The following is a 20,668-nucleotide window of genomic DNA, read 5'->3' as shown; positions in this document are numbered from 1 at the left end:
GGGAAGGTGCGATTGAGTAAGCATAGCCAGATTAAAAAGAAATCCGCGGCTTCGCTACGGAAGATGAAAGATCAATCTGAAAAGATCACGATGATAACCTGTTACGATGGGGCGTTTGCGTCGCTCATGAATCAAACCGATATCGATGCTGTGTTGGTGGGCGACAGCATGGGGAATGTGGTTCTGGGGTTTGATGACACAATCCCAGTGACAATGGATATGATGGTTCATCACACAGCTGCTGTATCCCGGATTTTGCAAGGACCGCTTTTGATCGCGGACATGCCGTTCATGTCGTACAATATCTCTGTGGAACAAGCTTTGGAAAACGCTTCGCGACTTGTTCAAGAAGGTGGAGCGCAAGCTGTAAAGCTTGAAGGTGGTGAGGAAATTTTACCTCAAGTTAAAGCCATCACCAATGCTGGAATTCCAGTTGTGGGGCACCTAGGGCTTACCCCTCAAAAGATCCACGCCTTAGGGGGGTATCGTGTTCAAGGGCGTGGTGACGAAGGGGTGCGATTGAGCGAAGACGCTAAGTTGCTTGAAGAAGCGGGCTGCTTCGCTTTGGTTTTAGAGCTTGTTCCCGATGAACTGGCTAAAAGTGTGACAGCGTCACTTCAAATTCCCACGATTGGGATTGGAGCTGGTGCGGGAACCAGTGGGCAGGTACTTGTACTGCACGACTTATTGGGTTTTAATGATGACTTTAAACCGAAGTTTTTGAAGACCTATGCGAACTTGGGGCAAATAATTCGAAATGCTCTGCAAGAATACGTCAGCGACGTAAAGGGTGGTTCATTTCCAGCGGAAGAACATACGTTTAAAAAGTAAGAATAGATAAAAATAGAGAGGACAACCTCAGATGGAAAAGAGGGACTACTACGAAGTGCTGGGGGTATCCCGTGGATCTTCGGGCCAAGACATTAAAAAAGCTTATCGCAAACAAGCTCTAAAATATCACCCAGATCGCAATCCTGATAATCGCGAGGCTGAAGAGAAGTTTAAAGAGGCTTCAGAAGCGTATGAAGTTTTATCGGATGACGAAAAACGAAAAGTTTATGACGCTTATGGACATGCTGGTTTATCAGGCCAAGGTTTCGAAGGCTTTTCTGATGTTGGTGACATCTTCTCCAGCTTTGGTTCTATATTCGAAGACTTCTTCGGCTTTTCGGGAGCTGGTGGAGGAGGCCGCACTCGTGCTCGCAAGGGTGCAGACATGCGATACGATTTAGTTCTTGAGTTTGAAGAAGCTGCATTTGGAGTCGAAAAGAATATTGAATACAACCGCGAAGTAGTTTGCGGCAGTTGTAATGGTAGCAAAGCTGAGCCAGGTGGTAAGAAAACCTGCCCCACTTGTGGAGGAGCTGGTCAGGTTCGAAGAACCCAAGGTTTCTTTTCTGTAGCTGCTGCCTGCCCCACATGTCATGGTGAAGGTGAGATTATCTCAAATCCCTGTAAGGCGTGTAAAGGTCGCGGCAAAACTGTGGAGTCTAAAAAGGTTTCCGTAAAGATACCCCCAGGAGTCGACCAAGGGGTGCGGTTGCGAGTTGCCGGTGAAGGACAAGGCGGCAGTCGTGGAGGACCAAACGGCGATCTATTTGTGTTCCTTCAAGTTAAAGACAGCGAGTACTTCGAGAGAGATGGCTCCGACCTTATCTTTAATGCAGATGTAAGTATGACCCAAGCAGCCCTCGGCTGTAAAATCAAAGTACCTACCTTAGGCGGTGACCCAGTTGAGATTGAAGTGCCTGCTGGAGTGCAGCATGGGCACAGACTCACTGTTGCTGGTGAAGGCATTCCTCGTTTAAGGGGAGTCGGTCGTGGAGATCTTTACGTCGATCTTGGTATCCGCATTCCAACGAAATTAAATAAAGAGCAAAAAGAACTTCTCGCTCGACTTGCAGAAATAAGTGGTGAAGCTGCAGGGGGAAAAGAAGGCGGCTTTTTTAATAAGCTGTTTGGTGACTAGAGACAAATTGAAATCTAAGGCTGGCTTAAAGCTTAGGATTCACCCCTAAGCTTTAAGCAGCTTTGCATGGACAGCTTTTACGGAATCTATGTCAAATACATCTAGGTTTCTCACATTGTAGTGATACTTGTCGAAGCGACCTTCTTCCTTAGCGCCTTCCAATTTGCCCTTCTGATTGAGCTTCAGCCCTGGAATTTTATGAACGAGGTCATTACTTAGAAACAAAGACATGGTGCCGTCTTCAAAGTGGTGAGACATTTGAAGCACATTGTAGAACTTTCGATCCACATCACACTTTTCACAGAATTTCCACTTATGTCTGGGTCTTTCTTCCTTCGTGTTTTCAGCTACACACTTTTCGCAGAATTTGATCACCCTGAAATTCTTAGATGCTAGGTACCGAAACCCAACTTTGCGGCGGGTATTGCGATTGTTAGCAATATTGAAGAAAAGGTCGTTCTTCAGATCGAAGATGGCTTTACGCTCGTCAATATCCTGGGTTTTCTTGGCGTGGCTTGTGAGAATCAGGCCAAGAAAAAACTTATAATTTAAAGTTCTCTCTTCACGATCCATATTGGCGAGTCGTTCCAACAGAGCTTCATAGCGCCGAAATAGCTGTGACAAGTCGCGATCGGGGCTCCGTGCGAAAAGTAAGTCACCGGCCATTTGAATTTTTACTGAACCAGCGGGAATTTTTTTCTTTTTGACATTATTCCCTTCTTCTTGAACCAATTTATCGTGCTCCGTTTAAATTAGATGCATCGGGCTTATCTTAGCGTTCTGTGAGGTTAATAGACAATAGATAATTGGCCCGTTACAGGGGGTGAACGTATCGCAGAATCAAAATTTCTGCACCTATGGGTACATCTGGCGGCTAAAGAGCCTGACCTGTGCCGCGAAAGCCCTCCGTTGGTGTTACACGTGATGCGATCACGGCAGGGTATAAAGACGCGACAATGCAAATGGTGATGGCGGCTAAACACACCCCCACATATGTCAAATAATTGTAGTCTACCGGAAGACTTTGCAAAAAGTATGGATCAGGTAGTTCGATGAATTGATAAGTTTCAAGAAACTTCGATATGGCTAGGGCAAGCACAGCTCCAATCACACTTCCCAAGCAGCCTATGGCAACACCTTGCGAGATAAATATTTTTAGAATCTGCGAGTTATTAGCGCCGATAGATTTCAGAATGGAAATATCTTTTTGCTTTTGACTCACAGATACAAAGATCGTTGTGAGGATATTGAATCCAGCGACTACAACAACCATCGCAACAATCAGTGAGATGACAAGACGCTCCCGTTCCATGGCTTCGAATAAAGGTCGGTTGTAAGTTTGCCATTCGCGAAAGGATAGGTTGTATTTGGAATCCATGCGTTCGGCAATCGTTCCACTTTGATCGGCATCGTGAAGGCCAATCTCTAAGCCAGTGACCAAATCACCCATCCCAAAAAAATCTTTGGCTGCAGCAAGGCTCATGGCGACCAAGCGGTTATCATAGTGTTTGAGCCCGGAATCGTATTCACCCACGATTTTAAACGTTTTAGTCTCGGAATATCGATTTTCAGTTGGTGTAATCAACTTGAGCTTATCGCCGACTTCGACCCCGAGAATACGCTTCAGCCCTGAGCCTACAATGATGCCCGGTATCTCAGGCTTAGGCTTGCCCGCTTTACGATCATCCATTTCCTTTTGCAAGACATCGAGAGCCGAGAATGGCCTGATCAAGCCTTCTAGACTTTGAACTTTTTCCCGCTCCTTGGGAGCAATCCCTCTGACAAGGACTGCTCTCAGAATCGAGCTATTCTTGGCCATAGTCTCGTAATGAATAAATGGTGATACACCTTTTACTTGTTTGGGAAAGTCTTTATAGATGACGTCGGCCCACTTCTCTGGGTTTGACATTCCTGCTGGGTATCGATAGGCCATGATATGAGCATTGGCGTGTAAAAAGCGCTTTCTCAGCTCATGCTCAAAACCATTGATCACAGACAAAACGACAATTAGCGCAGCAACACCGATGGCAAGGCCGGATACGGAAAGTATTGTGATCCATGAGAAAAAACGATTCTCTCGATTAGACTTCAAGTATCGCAAAGCGATATAATTGGTGATAGACATCCTAGCCTCGCTCATTAAGCCACTGAGCGGCTTCAATAGCAAAGTAGCTAAGAATACCGTCGGCACCAGCGCGTTTGAACGACAAAAGAGATTCAAGAACGCAGGCTTCATATTGAATCCAACCTTTTTCTGCAGCTGCCTTTAACATTGCATACTCACCGCTCACTTGATAAGCGAAGGTTGGTACAGCAAAGTTGTCTTTGACCCTGCGGATAATATCGAGGTAGATCAAACCTGGTTTTACCATGACCATATCAGCACCTTCTTTTAGGTCGAGAGCTACCTCTTGCAAGGCTTCATTGCTGTTTGCAGGGTCCATTTGGTAGGTGTACTTGTCCCCGGAACCAAGGTTAGCAGCACTTCCTACAGCATCCCGAAACGGTCCGTAGAATGACGAAGCATATTTTGCTGCATAAGACAGGATTTGGGTTAGGCTGCTGCCCGATTGATCGAGAGATTTTCGAACTTCTCCGATCCTGCCGTCCATCATATCGGAAGGAGCAACAATGTCAGCTCCAGCATTAGCATGGCAGACCGCCTGCTTACAAAGGACTGCGGTCGTTTCGTCGTTGAGCACGTAACCTTGGTCATTGATCAGCCCGTCTTGGCCGTGGATGGTATAGGGGTCGAGGGCGACGTCGGTAATGATGCCAAGGTCGGGAAACTCTTTCTTCAAGCGTCTGACTACTGTTGGAACCAGGCCTTCTTGATTGAAGGCTTCTTCGGCACCCTCGCTCTTTTTCTCACTTTCTATGACTGGAAAAAGGGCAAGGGCAGGAATTCCCAATTGCACACATTTTTCAGCAGTCTTTAACAATATATCAAGGGATTGGCGAACCACTCCCGGCATTGATGGGACCTCTTGTTTTTGTGTTTCTCCAGGAAGAACAAAAACAGGGTAGATAAAATCTTTGGCGCTCAAACTGTGCTCGCGAACGAGATCACGAGAGAACTTGCTGAACCTTTGGCGACGCATCCGTTTCTGGGGGAATTGACTATAACCGTGAATTGACATCTACAGATCCTTAGCTAATAAATTTTCGGTGACGCTTCAGCTCTCGGGTTAAGGTTTAATCGTTCGATTCTTTCAGTAATACCCACTTTCATGCCATAGCTCAAGGCTATGGCGACCGCATCGGTGACATCGAAAGGCAAACCACCACGATCAAAACCAATCAGGCACTTTAAAGATAGAGAAATATCTTCTTTGCTCGCGTGGCCATTACCTGTGACAGTTTTCTTAACCTCAGTTGGAGTCGATTCAACCACAGGAGTTCGCTCACGCTGTACAGCAGCTATAATGGCGCCACGTGTCTCTCCCAATCGCAGTGCCGAGTTGTGGTTGATCCCAGTATAACCTTTTTCGATCACACAGACAGAGGGTTGGAACTGGCATGTGAGTTGATGAATGGCTTCGTGAATCTGACCTAACCTTTCACTATGACTGAGCGTCCGCCGAGGCCTGATGATGCCTGCATCGAGAACTCGAAAGTCTCGTAAGTTTTGGTGCTTTCCTGGCCTGAGAACACAAAAGCCGGTTATTTGAGAGCCGGGATCAATTCCCAAAATGATGCCAGACAAGGCCAATCCCTCGGTGGTTGACGAAAGTTTGATCTTATCAGAAGCATCATGATTTTGCGATGAACTCTATCTGAAGCAAGGCCGATCCCATAAGTGGATCAGTGTTGAAAGTCCTTGGGGTTTATGTCGTACTTCTCCAGCTTTCTCAGCAAAGTCACTTTGGTCATCTGGGTTTGTTCAGCAGTGAGATTGATTCGTCCGCGGTACGTTTTTAGTGCAGTTTTGATGAACTCTTTCTCAAACTGCTCCTTGAGCATTGGATACTTAAGATCATCTTGCTTACCGGAAAACAGAGGAAAACCTTCCCCTTCGCCGTTGCTTTGGGAGCCCATATCAGGACCCGTTTGGTCGACGATGTAATGAGGCAAAGCCTCGCGATGAATGGTCTGAGTGCTCTCAATGATAAACGCATGTTCGATGACGTTTTCCAACTCACGCACATTACCAGGCCACGAATAGCTTCGCAGAAGATCCAGTGACTCGATGCTAAGCCCTTGGATTGAGCGGCTATGGAGGTGGTTGAACTTTTCGATCATGAACTGGCAAAGAGCTTCGATATCATCAGTGCGGTCTCTAAGAGGAGGCAGATGGATCGGCATCACATTCAGCCTGTAGTAAAGATCGGATCGGAAAGTTTCCTCTTTTACCATGGTTTCTAGAGGCTTATTGGTTGCTGAAATGACTCGGACATCAATCGGTATCTCTTCGTGGCTACCCACCGGAGTCACCTTCTTTTCCTGGAGAGCCCGCAGTAATTTAACCTGCATCTGGGGGGAAACGTCTCCTATCTCATCGAGGAAGATTGTGCCCCGGTTGGCAAATTGGAACTTACCGACTTTGCGGCGATCAGCTCCCGTAAATGTGCCCCGTTCGAAGCCGAAAAGCTCACTCTCGATAAGATTTTCGGGTATCGCACCACAGTTGACGGCAACGAAAGGCTGGTCCTTTCGGCTAGAGTTATTATGTAGAGCCTGGGCGACAAGCTCTTTACCAGTGCCACTTTCGCCGCGTATTAAAACCGTTGTGTCAACTTTTGATAGGCGTTCAATCAGGGTGAAAACTTGCCGAATGGGGTTGGAATTGCCGATGATAGGCCGCCCATCACGCAGAGTGATCGTGGCATGAGGTGACGTTCCTAGGACCTTCGTCCTTCTAACTATATCTAGAAATGATTTGATCTCTTCGTTCGATGCCGGTTTGGCGATGAAGTCTCCGGCGCCTGATTGAACAGCTTTTACAATCAGCTGCACGTCCGGGATAGTGCTTAAGCCAAGAATATGGATACCTGGCGCTACGGATTTAATTTTTTCGACAGAATCCACGTGAGCCAAGGGGTGATCGAAGTCGATGATGGCTGCTTCATAGCAATCTTCTTGGCACAGCTCATACATTTCAAGAGTACTTTTGACATAAGATACTTTTGACCCGCGGACAATATCAAGGTGCTCCTCAAAGCTTCCCTCAAAGTCTAAGACCATAATATTGGTCATAAAAGATCCTCATCTCATAACATCGATGTTTTGCTTTAGTGCCAGGGTCTCGCCCGTTTTATAACAAAGCCTAATATGCGTCAATATTATTATTATCTCTGGGTTTTAGCGAGTTTTTTGCTCCGTATGTGGGTCCTTCGTTACGGCTCTGTCGAAGCAACTTATCACAAAGCCGCCGTGGTAGAATAAGACTTGTACGTCGAATAAAATTGATGGCCATAGGTGATAACCATGAATTCCGATAAATCACTTTCTGATCGATTGCGTCGACTCAGGCTGAACAAACTCATGCGGAAGCTTGATCTTCATCCGCCAGAGCCAAGTGTAAAGAAGCCAACTGAAAAGCAGACTGCAACTCATCTTCCAGCACAAGCTAAACCGGAGCAAGAAGCAGTAAACAATGCAAGCCGACAAGGAGGAGAAAAGAGTCAGACAAAGCAAAGATCGATATTGATTCATCGTGAAGAAGAGTCTGAAATCGTTCTTCGGCGCCTGATTTCGCTGGAAAGCCATTGGCAAGATATGAAGCCCTACGCCTGGGATATCTTCGATCGTTGGCCCAATGCTGAGATTGGAGGCAAGATGATAGAACTTGCCTATTTGCATGGCAGAAGCCAAGATTTGACTGCCTTACTCCTTGAGTTAAAAACTCGTAACCCAGCCTCATACTTTGCAGTAGGTGTAGATCTGAGGCCCTACATTGTGCTCAAGCTCTGGCAGCAGGGCAAGGAAGGGGTGCTAAATTTTTTCCTCCATCAGAAGAGCTTCCAGGGTCAGTTGCTTCGCATTGAAAAGCTCTACGTGTTTTGGTCGCTCTATGGTTGTACCAATCAGGTGAAGGCTTGGCAGTTTTTGACAAAGTCACAGGCTGATATTTTTAGTGCGGTTCAGGAATACGGGCCGCAGCTGAACCTTAGGCGTTCTCTGTTTGATCTCGAATTAGGAAAGCTTGCCTACAGCCTCGGCAAGCAGGATAGAGCCCGAGAGTTTCTAGAACAGATTCCCCCTGATGCGCCTGAGTTTAAAGAAGCTCTTGATATGCTTATAAAGTTTAAAGTGGATCTCGATCGTAATGGTCACTGTCTTTTTGGACGAAAACTGGCGAGCGAAGGCACTTGGCAGGGCCGTATTAAGCTATTCCGGTCGTTTTTCCAATCTCTGGATCGTAAGAATGGTATTCGGCACCAAGAAAGAAATGCTCTCAATCAAATACTTCGGAGTCCCAGCAAGTGGTTTCCAGAAAGTGCTGAAGCGTGGAACCAGCTTAGCCAGGCGTTGCTGGATCATGTGGAACTCGAATACCTCTTACCCAACCTTTTTGCGCATTTCAAGACTCATCAAATGAAGTTCCATGCCCCAATCTTTGAAAGAGCTATTTGGGAACCAATGCTCTATTTCCAAAGTGTAGACTCAGAAAAGGTACGCTACTGGCGAGGTGTTGCTAATCTTCATAAGTTCGTGGCCAATGGTTTTCGTGATGAAAGCCTTCTTTGGTTGGCGAAGGAAAGTATCGACCAAACTCACTCTGTTCCCGATGCTCTTAGTTGGAGCCAAATTCACCATGAACTCATGTCCTGGTTGAGTAGAACACCTGCCGTTGCTGAAGGAGATCGCGAAGAGGTCCTGGCTAGAGTTCGAGTTGTGGGCCATTATCTTGACGTTACTAGTGAAGAAATTAGCGCCTATATAACAAAGATGAATCACTTCGACTTTCCCGCGATAGATCGGCTCATGGATGCCATTAGAAAGAGGCAAGACGAGCCTTGTGAAATTGCCTTGATTCATAAGAAGGCCCAGCTGAGCCATTTCACAAATCAGGCTTTAGGGCGTCTTTGGCAACTGCATAGCCATCAGAAACGTGCCGATGTTTGCTGGCGAATCGCTACAATTCTCCATGATCGGAAGGTGCTCAATCGTGATGTCGAGCAGGTTTGGATTCTATCGGGAGAGAAGCGCCGTGAGCAAACCATACGACCCGTGCCTGTAGACCACATGATCCACCTATACGGTGATTGGTCTGGAGATGCGCGCATGCTAGCCGAGTCTCTACTGCTCATTGGAGCGAAGATTCCCGAGTTGCTATCGACGGTCGATCGGAAGGTGAGGCCGATTAAGCGCCAGGCAGCCTCCAAAGAGGATCGTAAATTTGAAGGGATACTATCTAAGACCCCCTGGTTGATTCAAGGCAAGCGAGTTTATTCGAGCCACCCTGAAATGTACCAACATGAGCGCCCAATCTTTATTCCTTCCCTACCTGAGACCCCCTGGGTGCGTGTCATGATCCAGGTTGCGGATCGCCTTGGGGTAAGCGCTTGGCGTTGGCAGCTTTCCTGGCTCCATGATCAGCTTGAGATGCTGATACCAAAGCTCCACAAGATTCAAGATGGTCAGGCCCACGGCAAAATTGGTAAATGGTTGCGGGGCCTAAGCCCCTTGCAGAGAAAGGCTTGGTACCAGCTCCTAAGCCTGTCTTCGAAGATGGATAATAGTCAAGGTTTTCAGGTTCTTGGAGACCTGATTTTTCGGGTGACAACGGTCATGTATCAAGACCATTTAGACGCTTTGGGGAGCGTGTCTAAAATGGAGTGCTCCGCAAGATTCCGTTGGAACTTAGAGAAATTCATAATTTCAGATACTTACTCGAAAATCAGGCATACAATGGCGTCGTCATCAAGCCTAGACCTGTCAGGTCGCCTTCCGGCAAGCCCACTAAGGGTTTAGAATCCTGATTTTTTATTAGTGATTGTCAAGTTTTGCTTAAAAAATGTTGCTCAATACTATAAAACTCTTGATAGCATTGCAGTGCTATGTTAAAAAGGCCTACCTTTTGGAGTCCTTCAGGAGTTTTTTTTATGTCAAAACTGTTAAATTTCCTTGTTTTAGGTGCCATATTCTTGGTCGCACGTCCGGGAACGAGTGCCAGCCGAGCCGAGATTGAGGAAAGCCTCCGGCCCAAAAAATTTGTTCTCTCGATTGGAGTCAACAAGTTTCAGTCAGACCTCTGGCATGATCTTCGTTATGCAAGTAAAGATGCTCAGGATGTTTATCAGGCATTCACATCTGAGTCTATCGGCTTTGATGGGGGGATGTTGGTAACAGAGACTCCTTCAAGCCCAACGGTAAGCAAAGCAGAGATCGAGCAAGCATTTGAGCGCTTGTATCAATCGAATCGAAACGATGAAGATATGATCGTAGTATACATATCGTCCCATGGTACGGTTGCTTATAAAGACGGTGGTCAAACTTTGGGTCGCTATATTATCACTAGCGACACTGATCCTAAGAACCTTAAAGAAACAGCGATTGACTACGATGAGTTGATGGAATCCTTCTCTCGTTTGAAGTCTCGAAAGAAAGTTCTGATCCTTGCTTTTTGTCACTCAGGCGTTGGAAAATCTATTCTAACCCCTCAGATGAAGCGGGCCTTGGCCTCCTTGAAGTCTGCTTACTTCCAAGAGCCAATCTACGAGCGTGCTGAAGGTTCAATTGTCCTGACGGCAAGTGGTTGGAAAGAGCCTGCACTGGAAGACTCCAACCTGCAAAACGATGTCTACACCCACTTTCTTTTGAAAGGTTTGGAGCAAGATCAGAACGGAGATGGTGCTGTATCGATTACCGAGGCACATACTTTTGCTTCGAATATGACTTACCAATATACCCAGGGTCGCCAACGTCCTTCAGCAATCATGGAGTTGCTTGGAGCTGATCCAATGGTAGTTAAAGGAACGATCAACAATAAATCTCGGGCAAGCTTGTACTCGCTCATGGGGCGTTTCTCTCGCCTCTTAGTTTCGGTTGATGGCAAAGACATGGGCGCTCTTGAAAAAGGTATTGTTGTTCCTGAAGGCAAGGTTCGCTTGACTTTGAGAGACCCAGAAAGTGAGAAAGTTGTTGCTGATCGGGTGGTTAGTTTTGAAGCAGGACGAGAGTACTCGGTAGCAAATTACCTGATACCTCGACTGCCCCACACCCTGACAGTTGGTAGTCATAGCTTGGCTTTTGCACAGAGCAATATCCGTGAGGGCTACGCCCCATCGACGATCCATGGAGTTCGCTTGCAATATCGCCTAGACGAGGCCATCGATATTTATGACTTATCCCTTGGGCTTAGCTATCTGCCGAGCATCAGCGAAACGATCACGGCAGAGGGGCGAAAGTTCAAGCAAGATCGCCAAATTGGTATCGTCTCAGCAAGTTTAGGCATTCGCCATAGCCTCAGATCATTGACTGCATCTGACAAGTCCCTTAGAACAGAGCTTAAGATGGGTGCAGGCCCGTCCGTGATGTTTGTTAAAAGGGATGTCGAGGAAGAAGCGTTTGACACGCCTAATTCGGCCACAGCGGTACTTGGTGGCACTGCGCTCGTTGGCTTGGATATGATCCTTCCCTATCATCTGGTAAAATTAGGAGTGGATGCGGAATTGAGCGCCTATCAGAATTTTACCAACGAGTCAGATCCTGTGATCTGGTCGGCATCTTCGAGCATCTACATGGGAACGTTTTGGTGATGACTTAAACTACGAGGAGCTGACCTTTGAAAACAAAGAAGGTTCACCTTTCCTCCGAGGACAAAAAAAAGCTTCTTCAGCTCATGGCTGAAGAAGAGAAAAAGCTGGATGCTTTAAATCTCTCGGACGATGAATTGGCTAACGAAGAGCAACAACTGTCTCAAGACCTATCTCGCCTTCTATCAGATGCTCCTGATGAAGCTACCCTCACTGAATCATCTCCGAATCAACAGCAAAACTGGCAGCGTATTCAAGAGAAGCTGTCAGCTAAACCAGCTACGGAGCTACCGATCTCTAGCAATGTTGTCAATCTTGAGAAGCATCGTAGCAAAGGTTCTTGGCGTTGGATGGGGGGTATGGTTGCCGCAGCCGCATTGGTGCTTATCGTTGTCAATCAGCAGCCCGGTCCAGTATCGCAAGACGCGGGTTACTCGGGATTTAAAGGGCAGGGTCATGATGGCCAGATTGACTGCGACTATAAGTTCGTCGCTGGTGGTGATTTAGATGTCGAGAATGGCATATTTTTGGTGCCTCAAGGGCAGCCAGTAAATTTAGAGATGGACTGTCGAGGGAGCTCTTCCGGCTATGTTCATCTGAGAATTGCTGGTGATGTTACGGTATCGCAAGTGATCAATGCTCGCATTGACAGTGCTAAGGGGTATGTGACGGATGCTGGAGAGGTGGTAGCCATCGATATCGATGAGATGACAACGGCAACCATTTTCGTTACAGCAGAGCCGGTGGCAGAAGGAATCCAGCTGCCGAGTTCGTTTACAGCAGAAGCGATTGGATCTGTTCCTGTTGGATGGGGTATCGACGCGGACTTGAAATTGAAAGGAATTCAATGACAAAGGATGAGATAGGACTCGGAAGTTTCGAAGATATCTACAAGAAGTACTATGGTGCTGTTGCTGCGACGGTTCAAAAGTTCAATTTTCGTAATGGCGCCGCAGACGACTTGATCCAAGATATCTTCATCCAAGCTTGGCAGAGCCTCTCTACCCTCAAAGAACCCAAGGCTTTTGGAGGGTGGCTATTAACCATTGCTCGCAATAAGTGCTTGAATGAGATCCGAAAGACCAAGAAGACAGTTTCCATAACGGGAACTGACCATATCGAGGAGAGCGACGGTGCCCCAGCGGATGTGGTGCTGATTGCTGACGATGTGATGGCATCCATTCACTTCGAACAGTCGATCGAGCTTTTGAGAGAGCTGATCCAGAATCATGAGGGCGAGCCTCGCGCGACCATTGCTCGAATGTTTTATCTTGAAAAACAGGCAGTTAAGGATATTTCGGTGACTCTCGATATGAAGCAAAACACGGTTTTGTCCCATCTTCGCCGCTTCCGGCTCGTCATTTCCAAGGCTATGGTCCGCCTTGTTGAGGAGCATGGGCTTGAGCTCAATTGATAAAAGCCCGAAATAACTGAATCTTTTAAATGACGCAATATCTCTGGTCCGGCACTGTCTAAACAAAAGGTAGGATGTTTTGAGGACACAGGGTGGGACGTCATGAAATTAAAGAAGATACATCTCGATCACGAGGACATGAAACGGCTCGTTGCCATAGCGCGAGACGTCGAGCAAGAAACCCAAGAGCTGAGCGATGCTGAGCTTGAACAGGACGTCGAACACGAGCTCCGTAGGCTAGTTGGCGGCGCCGAATCTAATCCTGTTGTTCACTTCAAATCCAAAAAGAATCATCGAAGAACGGTAGCTCTGACAGGCTTACTATCTGCGGCAGCAGTTCTATGTTTTTTAATGATTCCGCAAGTTGATAACCAACCTCACGGGGTCCAAGGTTATTTGGGATATAAAAGTGGGACTACAGGACAGTCTTTATCGGATGGATGCGAGCTGCACGCTTGGCAAGATGGTGAACTAAGTAAACTGACTGCCAATGCTGTGAATCAACTACAAGCCAAAGCAAACGTAGCGTTTGTAGGTTTTTGTGAGTTCGATCCAGCATTTCTGAGCCTTCGCTGGACGCAGGGAGCAGAGACAAAGACCATCTTAAATTTACAAGTTAAGCCAGGATCAAAGGAACCGGTTTTATTCGGGGATGATGCATTGGCTCCTGTACCAACAGAAATCGAAGTGATTTGGACTCAACAAGCCATTGATGAATTCCAAGGACCAGGGGTGAAACTCTCCTTGAGCTTTGAACGGGGCCGACCTTAGAGGCGTTGACGATAACGCTTCAGGGCCAGCTTTTCAGATTTCTGGGCGGCTTTTAGGAAGTAAGAAGGGCTGTCCCATTCAGCGATGCTAAAAGCTGCCGCGACGATCGCTGCAGCAAACTGTTTCTGCCGATCTTCATCGGTTGTGGGAGCTAGACCAAAGGCTTGTTTCCAGGAAAACATATTGGGAAATTGAGCATCATTATGGGTGGCGTTCTTAATCGATACCTCCAGCATTGGACCCTTAACATGCCGGTAGAATTGGTGACGTCGGCGAGAACGAAACACCTTTTCGTCTGCTCCCAATAGAATTGAGGGTGCATTGATCTTCTTCAAAGACTGGATGACGGAACGATGAACTAGAGCCGGATCAAGAAAGATTAGTCCATCGACAGGAGCACCCATACCTGCTGCAATAGCGATTGCAGAGCCTCCAAAAGAGTGACCAACCAAAATAATTTTATCAGGATTATATCGACTGTCGAGAAACTTTGGCCAGGTGGAAAGCAAGTCTACTAGCTTTTTCAGACGTTTGCCGTTTTCTAGCCACTGGCCCTTGTTGGGCTGCTCTACAGTCATGGCATTGAAGCCCCAGCTCGCGGCGAGCAAGGCCTGGTACTGATGGTAGTTTTTAGAAGAATGGTTGCCATGTTGAAATACCAAAAGCGGCGATGGTTTCTTTTGCTTGGGTAAAAACAAGTCTACTAGAATAGACTCTTGGTGTGTGAGCTGGATTTCAAGGTTTTGATCCCTTTCAAATAGCACTGGGCCTTGATTAAAAAAGTCGTCGACAGTAGGCGGACGATGGTTCATCAAGAGTCGGATATCACTGTAGCCGCGGCTGTAGTCCTTAGGCTCAAAGGGCACACTGCTACATGCCCCAAGACTGAGTAAACAGATTGCCATTGATATGCATCTGAGGGCTCCCATGATATTCACTTTCCTGAACTTTGTTGCTCGATCTTCTGTGCCTTGCTTTGCCAAGCTTTGTATTCCCACTCCTCGGTAGAAGGGAATAAAATAAAGGCGAGCGAAACAATGCATAGAGGGAAGCCAATGGCTAGCCATGACTGACCTGCTGCGATCCCTTCACGGATGTAAAAAGTGAAGAGCGCGGTTACGATGACAATAATAAGGGCTAGGGCAATCTGGCGAGTGCGGTAAACCAAAAGTTTGGTATCAAACTGAGAGTCTCTTACGTCCATGCTACTTCGTCCCTTTCTTAGCTACATTCTCTTCATGTTCATCCCTGGTCATGGTCTGGTTGTTGCGGTGGAACCAACGGTATCCCGCGACCAACCCCATCAGAATTAAAGATGTCAGGTGAATGGAAAAATCAGATAACTTATCGAAATTATTAGGTAGAGCGAAAAGTAGTGTGGCCCCCGCGCCGAGGCAGTAAAGTATGTAAACCATGCCGGCAATAGGGTCTTGCCGATCAATACCGGCCAAAGGAAAGAATAGGATAATGAGCCATAGAAGCGTATACGACGGATAGGCGAAGTCTTTCGGTTCAAGGTTACCCAAGGCCGTGCGAAAATCTTCATTGATAAAATTGAGCCAATCAAGAAACATACTCACTCCTACACTCAAGTACTGCGTCGGTGGGGTAGGGGTAGCCATTGAAGGTAATTTTTGCCGAGTTGCGATAGAACTAGCTCATTGGGCCTAATTGCCTATAATGAAATCCATAAAGCGAAATGAGGATCTTGCAGAGACTCGCAAAGGATAATGTATAAATGTTTAAAAAATTATGGATGTTATGCTCGCTGCTGGAGTGTTTGATAGTGGTCTCGCCAATCGCCTTGGGAGTCCAACGTGATATTGTGTCCGAGATTAGCAAGAAGCCTGGCAAAATTCGATTTACGGGTCGGTTAAAGGACTTTGGAAGCGTGCATCGTGGCCAGAAGCTTAGCCATGACTTCACCTTTAAAAACGTGGGTGATGGTGAGCTCGTGATTCAGGGTGTCCATGCAAGCTGTGGCTGCACCGCAACGGAAATTGACCCAGGCCGCGTATACCAGCCGGGAGAGCTTGGCCATCTGAGGGTAGTATTTGATACTGCGGACTTTAGTGGGCCAGTAAGTAAGAATCTGACAATCATGAGCAATGACCGCCGCAATAGTATTCGAGTGCTAACGGTGAAGGCTGTTGTCCAAAATAGCCTCCGTGTAGAGCCTCCGCTTGTGGACCTCAAGGATATTGCGTCGGATATTGTGGTTCATCGCCGGGTAGAAATTGATTCGATTCATGGAAAGCCTTTGGAGATTAAGGGTTCTCTACACGATCCGAGTTTTGATGTCCAAGTTGCGGCGCTGAGTGAAAAAAAGTGGGCCGTTGATATCTACATTCGTCCCCAGGAGCCGGGTATTTTGAAAGACATTATCGTTTTACAGACAGATTTGGAACACCTACCGGAATTGACGATTCCGGTAGTCGCTAGAGTAGAAGGTAAAATTATTCACGAGCCTCAGTATATCGAGTTTGGGGCTGTTGGTGATAATCGCACAAAAACCAAAGAGCTTAAGCTGGCTGGCAATCAGTACTTCAGAATCCTAGACACGGCAGTGGCGATGGAGATCAATGGCAAAGCTGTCAATAGCCAGGACTACCTCACCTTAGATCTGAAGGGGGACGCCAGCGACCGCCATAAGATGACGATTGAGCTCCATAATCGCGATCATCTTGTAGGCGCTGTCCATGGAGATATTGAGGTTTTTACAGATCACCCAAATCATAAGACCATCAGACTCGACTTTTTTGCATTCTTCCAGGAGTAAATGATATGTATATGCCGCTTTATTATCTTTTTTCGGCTGTCTTTTTTCTGCCCATGGTTTGGTATGGATTTCTCGCAATCGAGCATCTCAAAAGCCTCAAAGAGCATAAAGAAAAAGCTCCTCAAGAGTGAGGAGCTTGTGGCTTGCACGATCAGGTGTCGTTAGATGTGGCTTCGGTTACTAAACCAGCTTTCCCACCAATGCAGTCTTATTAGCGCCAATGATCTCCACATGAACCATCTGTCCCACTAGGTTGCGACCAGATGGAATTCGAACGAGACGAAACTGCTCTGTACGACCATAGAATATCCCGGGCTCTTTTTTGCTTTCGTAGTGGCACAGAACCTTTCGCTTACGACCTATTTCCTGCTCATTTAATTCAATTGTGATTCTGTTTTGTAGGTCGTTCAAGCGTGCGAGCCGCTCAGATTTGACCTCTTCGGGAACTTGATCAAGGAAACGAGCTGCTGCAGTTCCCTTGCGAGGTGAGTACTTGAAAGCAAAGATGAACGAATAGCGTAGCTCTTCTACAAGCTTTAGTGTGTCTTCGAATTGCTCGTCCGTCTCTCCAGGGAAGCCAACGATTAAGTCTGTGGAAATAGCCATTTCTGGATCGATAGAACGTAGCCAATGAACCCGCTCCCAGTACTCTGCGACGGTAACTTTGCGCTTCATCCGTTCTAAGACTTCATCATTGCCGCTTTGAACGGGAAGGTGGATATACCGCCCCAACTTAGGCTGGGCCCCGAAAAGGTCTGCGATAGGCTTCGAAAAGTCATGAGGGTTGGATGTGGTAAAACGGAGGCGTTCAAGTCCTGGCACTTCAGCAACGGCAGCTAGCAAATCGACAAATGGCCCTGCTGCTGACGGCTCTAACTTAGATTGTTCGACTAGATCCAAACCGTAACTGTTGACGTTTTGTCCTAGCAGGGTGACTTCCTTTGCCCCTTCCTGGACAAGGTTTTTCGTTTCTGTGACTATTTCGTCGATATGTCGCGAGATTTCGCGGCCACGGGTGAAGGGAACCACACAGAAGGTACAGAAGTTGTTGCAACCCTGAGCAATGTTGATGTAGCGGCTGATGTCGCTCTTGCCAGAAATAGTCGGCTTGGCTTCCGTGGTTTGGGAGTACTTTAGCTCTGATTTCGCCGTACCCTGCGCTTTTGGTCGAAAGCCGACTGACATCACCTTTTTGCCGCTTTGCTCCTGTTGCCCCAACAGTTCAGGTAGGTCATCTATTTTACCTGGGCCGAGAAGGATGTCGATGTTGTCGGCTTTAGCCATGAGCTTCTTACCCTCAGCTTGAGCCACGCATCCTGCGACAGCGATCTTCATATTTGGGTTATTGTCCTTAGAGATTTCCCTTAGGCGTCCGAGGCGGCTGAGAACCTTATGAGTCGCTTTTTCTCGAATATGGCAGGTGTTGAGAAGAACCAGATCAGCATCTTCGGCCTTATCAGTCACCTCGTAGTTCTCTTTCTGAAGCATGTTCAGCATGTTTTCGCTGTCAGCGACATTCATCTGGCAGCCCCAGGTCTCGATAAGGACCTTCTTCTTGGGCACGGAGGATTCGGCTGGTTGATTGATTGTCATGTTTTTATTCCTACTATTTCTTGCGATTCTTTTTTCGAGCTTTTTTAGCCGCTTTTCGCATCTTCTTTTGTTTATCGCGGTCGACTGGTCGCTTCGCTAAGCCACCTCCTGCAGCACCGCCGCCGAGCATGCTGGATAAATCTCCCATTCCCGGCATTCCACCCATGCCTGGCATTCCGCCCTTGGCCATCTTGCGCATGTTGTTCATCTGGTTGAGTGCTCCCATGCCTGGAATCTTGCCCATCATGCCACCCATGTTTTTGCCCATCATGCTCATCATTTTTTTCATGCCAGTGAACTTTTGGTGAAGCTCCTGCACCTCTTTTACGGCACGACCAGAACCCTTGGCAATGCGCTGCATCCGACTCTGGTCAAGGTTGTCTGCACCCAGGCGTTCTTTTTTAGTCATAGAGCTAATCATAGCTTTGATTTTGAGTAGCTCGCGATCATCGACCTCAGCTCCCTGGGGGAACATGTCTTGCATGGGTAGCTTGGCAACCAAGTCTTTGAGTGATCCCATCTTTTGAATCATCTCGATCTGCTTATAGAAATCGGTGTAGCTAAACTGCCCCTGGAGCATGCGCATGGCTTGATCTTCTTGATCGTCTTCCACCACCCGTTCGAAGTCTTGCATCAAGCCGACCACATCACCCATGCCTAGGATGCGGCTCGCAAGCCCTTCCGGGCGAAATTCTTCGAGGCGATCCAATTCCTCGCCCATACCCAAGAATTTAATCGGTTTGCCGGTGACTTCTTTGATACTGAGAGCGGCACCGCCGCGAGCATCACCATCAAGCTTTGTCATGACGACGCCAGAGATCTCTAGCAGCTCATCGAATGACTTAGCAGTGGTTACAGCGTCCTGACCCATCATAGCGTCGCAGACAAGCAAGATGTTATCTGGGCTGGTGGATGATTTGATATCGGCTAGCTCAGTCATCAAGGTTTCATCGATGGTTAAGCGGCCGGCAGTATCATAAAGAATGGTGTCACATTCCCACTCGAAAGCCTTCTTTTTTGCTTCTTCACAGATAACAACGGGGTTTTCACCTTCAATATGAAAGACTGGAACCCCAATGCGTTCGCCCAGGACTTTGAGCTGTTGAGCCGCTGCGGGACGGTAGATATCAGCAGCGACTAGCATCGGCTTGCGTTTCTTTTGGTTCTTTAGAAAGCTTGCGATTTTGCCTGTGGTGGTCGTTTTACCCGTACCTTGCAGGCCAACCATCATGATCGATGTGGGGCGGTTGACAGCGTACTTAAGCTCCGAGTCCACAGGACCCATGAGGCCCTCAAGCTCTTCTTGGCAGATGTTGATGAAGTGGTCCGCAGGAGAGACTTTCATCTTGCTCTGGGCCTTACCAGCTTTAAGGGTTACTTCTTGGCCCAGGGCCTTTTCTTGAACCCTTTTGATAAAGGTCTTTGTGACCCCGTACTCGACGTCGGCTTCTAAAAGGCTTTTCCGTATGGCTGAGGTAGCTTCTTTGATATTTTCTTCAGTAAGGGTTGCCTTGCCTTTGAACTTGAGCTTTGCTTCCTTAAAACCACTGCTGATTACGTCGAGCATTGGGCGTCTTCCTGTTATTTGTTTAATCGTCGATCAATCTAGCGTATTTATGATGGCCCCGATTGGGCGTCTAAAGGGCATGGTAAGACACACATAGACCACAGTAAATATAGCAAACTATGCGTATATCGTTTTAAAGGTGATGAGTCAAAAGAGAAATTACGGAGCGCGAGCGATGGGCTAGCAGCAGTTTCTCATGAAATGCTGCCTAACTCAATTTACTTTAATTATATTAGAATATTACATCCCATTGGGGAAGGATTCGAAGTCCACAACCCCACTCTCTCTTACCGCTCTTAGAGATAGGCCATATTGATTTAGTATCTTGAGAGAGTACTGAAGGCGGGATCGGAGATACTGATCCTCCTCCGATTCTGCGACCTTGTCCGTAAGAACGTGCTCCGCTGATCGGACGATAACGTGGTCAGGGATGAAAACCACCCTGTTGTTTTTGCTCGCTGTCATTCTTAGTTCGGCGATGGGGTAAGCGCCGTTTCGAGACCCAGATACGCTTACGAGCAAAGCTGGTTTGTGCCCTAGCTCCTTATTGCTGCAGAGAAGCATGAAGTTTTTGAATCCAGGAGGCACCATTCCACCCCATTCTGGTACGACGAAGACAAATGCGTCCGATTCTTGCAACTCCAGGGCAATGGGGCTCCATGACTTTTTCCAAGTTTCACCACCGCTCCAGACGCTTTCGTCCCAAAGAGGAAGAGGGTTGCCGCCTAAGTTAAAATGGAAGGTTTTGAGTGATGGGTCCATATCTTTTAGCTGCTGTTCGATATAGCCTCCGATACGAGAGCTTTGCGATGGGGTTCGGTGGCTACCACTAACGATCGTTATTTTCAAGAATCTCTCCTTCACTAGAATCGAT

Annotated in this window: 19 protein-coding genes; 8 read left to right on the top strand and 11 right to left on the bottom strand. The window is 47.3% G+C overall.

Translation table 11 applies throughout. From position 1 onward, the window contains the following. Positions 1–12: 12 nt before the first annotated feature. Together panB and dnaJ are read left to right on the top strand one after the other, a co-directional pair. Positions 13–831, top strand: coding sequence for a 3-methyl-2-oxobutanoate hydroxymethyltransferase (gene panB / locus B9N89_RS28700; RefSeq protein ID WP_234996190.1), 819 nt, complete (start codon positions 13–15; stop codon positions 829–831). 31 nt (positions 832–862) lie between these two features. Beyond that, the gene (gene dnaJ, locus B9N89_RS28695) at positions 863–1,969 is read left to right on the top strand and encodes a molecular chaperone DnaJ (RefSeq protein ID WP_132325442.1); all 1,107 of its coding nucleotides are present in this window, start codon (positions 863–865) and stop codon (positions 1,967–1,969) included. Between the two features lie 45 nt (positions 1,970–2,014). On the opposite strand, the gene B9N89_RS28690 is transcribed toward dnaJ, so the two are convergent. From B9N89_RS28690 to B9N89_RS28670, 5 genes are all read right to left on the bottom strand, one after another. Beyond that, positions 2,015–2,701 carry a hypothetical protein gene (locus tag B9N89_RS28690; RefSeq protein ID WP_132325445.1) on the bottom strand — a complete coding sequence of 229 codons (687 nt, stop codon included), beginning with the start codon at positions 2,699–2,701 and terminating at the stop codon, positions 2,015–2,017. A 142-nt stretch (positions 2,702–2,843) separates the two neighbouring features. Further along, the gene (locus B9N89_RS28685) at positions 2,844–4,094 is read right to left on the bottom strand and encodes an FtsX-like permease family protein (RefSeq protein ID WP_159455713.1); all 1,251 of its coding nucleotides are present in this window, start codon (positions 4,092–4,094) and stop codon (positions 2,844–2,846) included. A gap of 1 nt (position 4,095) precedes the next feature. Continuing rightward, positions 4,096–5,109 carry a porphobilinogen synthase gene (hemB, locus tag B9N89_RS28680; protein WP_200820815.1) on the bottom strand — a complete coding sequence of 338 codons (1,014 nt, stop codon included), beginning with the start codon at positions 5,107–5,109 and terminating at the stop codon, positions 4,096–4,098. A 14-nt stretch (positions 5,110–5,123) separates the two neighbouring features. Next, positions 5,124–5,675 (bottom strand): crossover junction endodeoxyribonuclease RuvC, encoded by a 552-nt coding sequence (gene ruvC / locus B9N89_RS28675; RefSeq protein WP_159455712.1) that lies wholly within the window; start codon positions 5,673–5,675, stop codon positions 5,124–5,126. A gap of 98 nt (positions 5,676–5,773) precedes the next feature. Further along, on the bottom strand, positions 5,774–7,165 hold the full coding sequence (locus tag B9N89_RS28670) for a sigma-54 dependent transcriptional regulator (RefSeq protein WP_132325454.1): 1,392 nt from the start codon (positions 7,163–7,165) through the stop codon (positions 5,774–5,776). Positions 7,166–7,396: 231 nt separating this feature from the next. Here B9N89_RS28670 and B9N89_RS28665 point away from each other — a divergent pair, with 231 nt between their 5' ends. From B9N89_RS28665 to B9N89_RS28645, 5 genes are all read left to right on the top strand, one after another. Beyond that, positions 7,397–9,886, top strand: a complete 2,490-nt coding sequence (locus B9N89_RS28665; RefSeq protein WP_132325457.1) for a hypothetical protein — start codon at positions 7,397–7,399, stop codon at positions 9,884–9,886. A gap of 131 nt (positions 9,887–10,017) precedes the next feature. Next, positions 10,018–11,673, top strand: coding sequence for a caspase family protein (locus tag B9N89_RS28660; protein WP_159455711.1), 1,656 nt, complete (start codon positions 10,018–10,020; stop codon positions 11,671–11,673). A 26-nt stretch (positions 11,674–11,699) separates the two neighbouring features. Then, the gene (locus B9N89_RS28655) at positions 11,700–12,521 is read left to right on the top strand and encodes a hypothetical protein (RefSeq protein WP_132325464.1); all 822 of its coding nucleotides are present in this window, start codon (positions 11,700–11,702) and stop codon (positions 12,519–12,521) included. Further along, a complete protein-coding gene (locus B9N89_RS28650) occupies positions 12,518–13,084 on the top strand; it encodes an RNA polymerase sigma factor (protein ID WP_159455710.1) in 567 nt (188 codons plus the stop codon). The genes B9N89_RS28655 and B9N89_RS28650 overlap by 4 nt, the downstream gene beginning before the upstream one ends. 102 nt (positions 13,085–13,186) lie before the next feature. Next, positions 13,187–13,855 (top strand): hypothetical protein, encoded by a 669-nt coding sequence (locus B9N89_RS28645; RefSeq protein ID WP_132325470.1) that lies wholly within the window; start codon positions 13,187–13,189, stop codon positions 13,853–13,855. On the opposite strand, the gene B9N89_RS28640 is transcribed toward B9N89_RS28645, so the two are convergent. From B9N89_RS28640 to B9N89_RS28635, 3 genes are read right to left on the bottom strand one after another with little or no spacing between them, the layout of a single operon-like run. Next, positions 13,852–14,760, bottom strand: coding sequence for an alpha/beta hydrolase family protein (locus B9N89_RS28640; RefSeq protein WP_159455709.1), 909 nt, complete (start codon positions 14,758–14,760; stop codon positions 13,852–13,854). The genes B9N89_RS28645 and B9N89_RS28640 overlap by 4 nt on opposite strands. Before the next feature lie 29 nt (positions 14,761–14,789). Beyond that, a complete protein-coding gene (locus tag B9N89_RS31605; protein WP_159455708.1) occupies positions 14,790–15,059 on the bottom strand; it encodes a hypothetical protein in 270 nt (89 codons plus the stop codon). A gap of 1 nt (position 15,060) precedes the next feature. Beyond that, positions 15,061–15,429, bottom strand: coding sequence for a hypothetical protein (locus B9N89_RS28635; protein ID WP_132325476.1), 369 nt, complete (start codon positions 15,427–15,429; stop codon positions 15,061–15,063). A 164-nt stretch (positions 15,430–15,593) separates the two neighbouring features. Here B9N89_RS28635 and B9N89_RS28630 point away from each other — a divergent pair, with 164 nt between their 5' ends. Beyond that, complete coding sequence (locus B9N89_RS28630; RefSeq protein ID WP_132325479.1) at positions 15,594–16,634, top strand: DUF1573 domain-containing protein; 1,041 nt, start codon at positions 15,594–15,596, stop codon at positions 16,632–16,634. A gap of 180 nt (positions 16,635–16,814) precedes the next feature. On the opposite strand, the gene miaB is transcribed toward B9N89_RS28630, so the two are convergent. The 3 genes from miaB to B9N89_RS28615 form a co-directional block, all read right to left on the bottom strand. Continuing rightward, the gene (miaB, locus tag B9N89_RS28625; protein ID WP_132325482.1) at positions 16,815–18,227 is read right to left on the bottom strand and encodes a tRNA (N6-isopentenyl adenosine(37)-C2)-methylthiotransferase MiaB; all 1,413 of its coding nucleotides are present in this window, start codon (positions 18,225–18,227) and stop codon (positions 16,815–16,817) included. Positions 18,228–18,240: 13 nt separating this feature from the next. Continuing rightward, entirely contained in the window at positions 18,241–19,794 is a 1,554-nt protein-coding gene (ffh, locus tag B9N89_RS28620; RefSeq protein WP_132325485.1) for a signal recognition particle protein, read from the bottom strand. 240 nt (positions 19,795–20,034) lie between these two features. Next, on the bottom strand, positions 20,035–20,643 hold the full coding sequence (locus B9N89_RS28615; protein WP_132325488.1) for an NADPH-dependent FMN reductase: 609 nt from the start codon (positions 20,641–20,643) through the stop codon (positions 20,035–20,037). Positions 20,644–20,668: the final 25 nt, after the last annotated feature.

The sequence above is a fragment of the Pseudobacteriovorax antillogorgiicola genome (assembly GCF_900177345.1).
Lineage (GTDB): Bacteria > Bdellovibrionota_B > Oligoflexia > Oligoflexales > Oligoflexaceae > Pseudobacteriovorax > Pseudobacteriovorax antillogorgiicola.
Note: the sequence above shows the minus strand (reverse complement) of the source record. Positions and strands in the feature narration are given on the sequence as shown.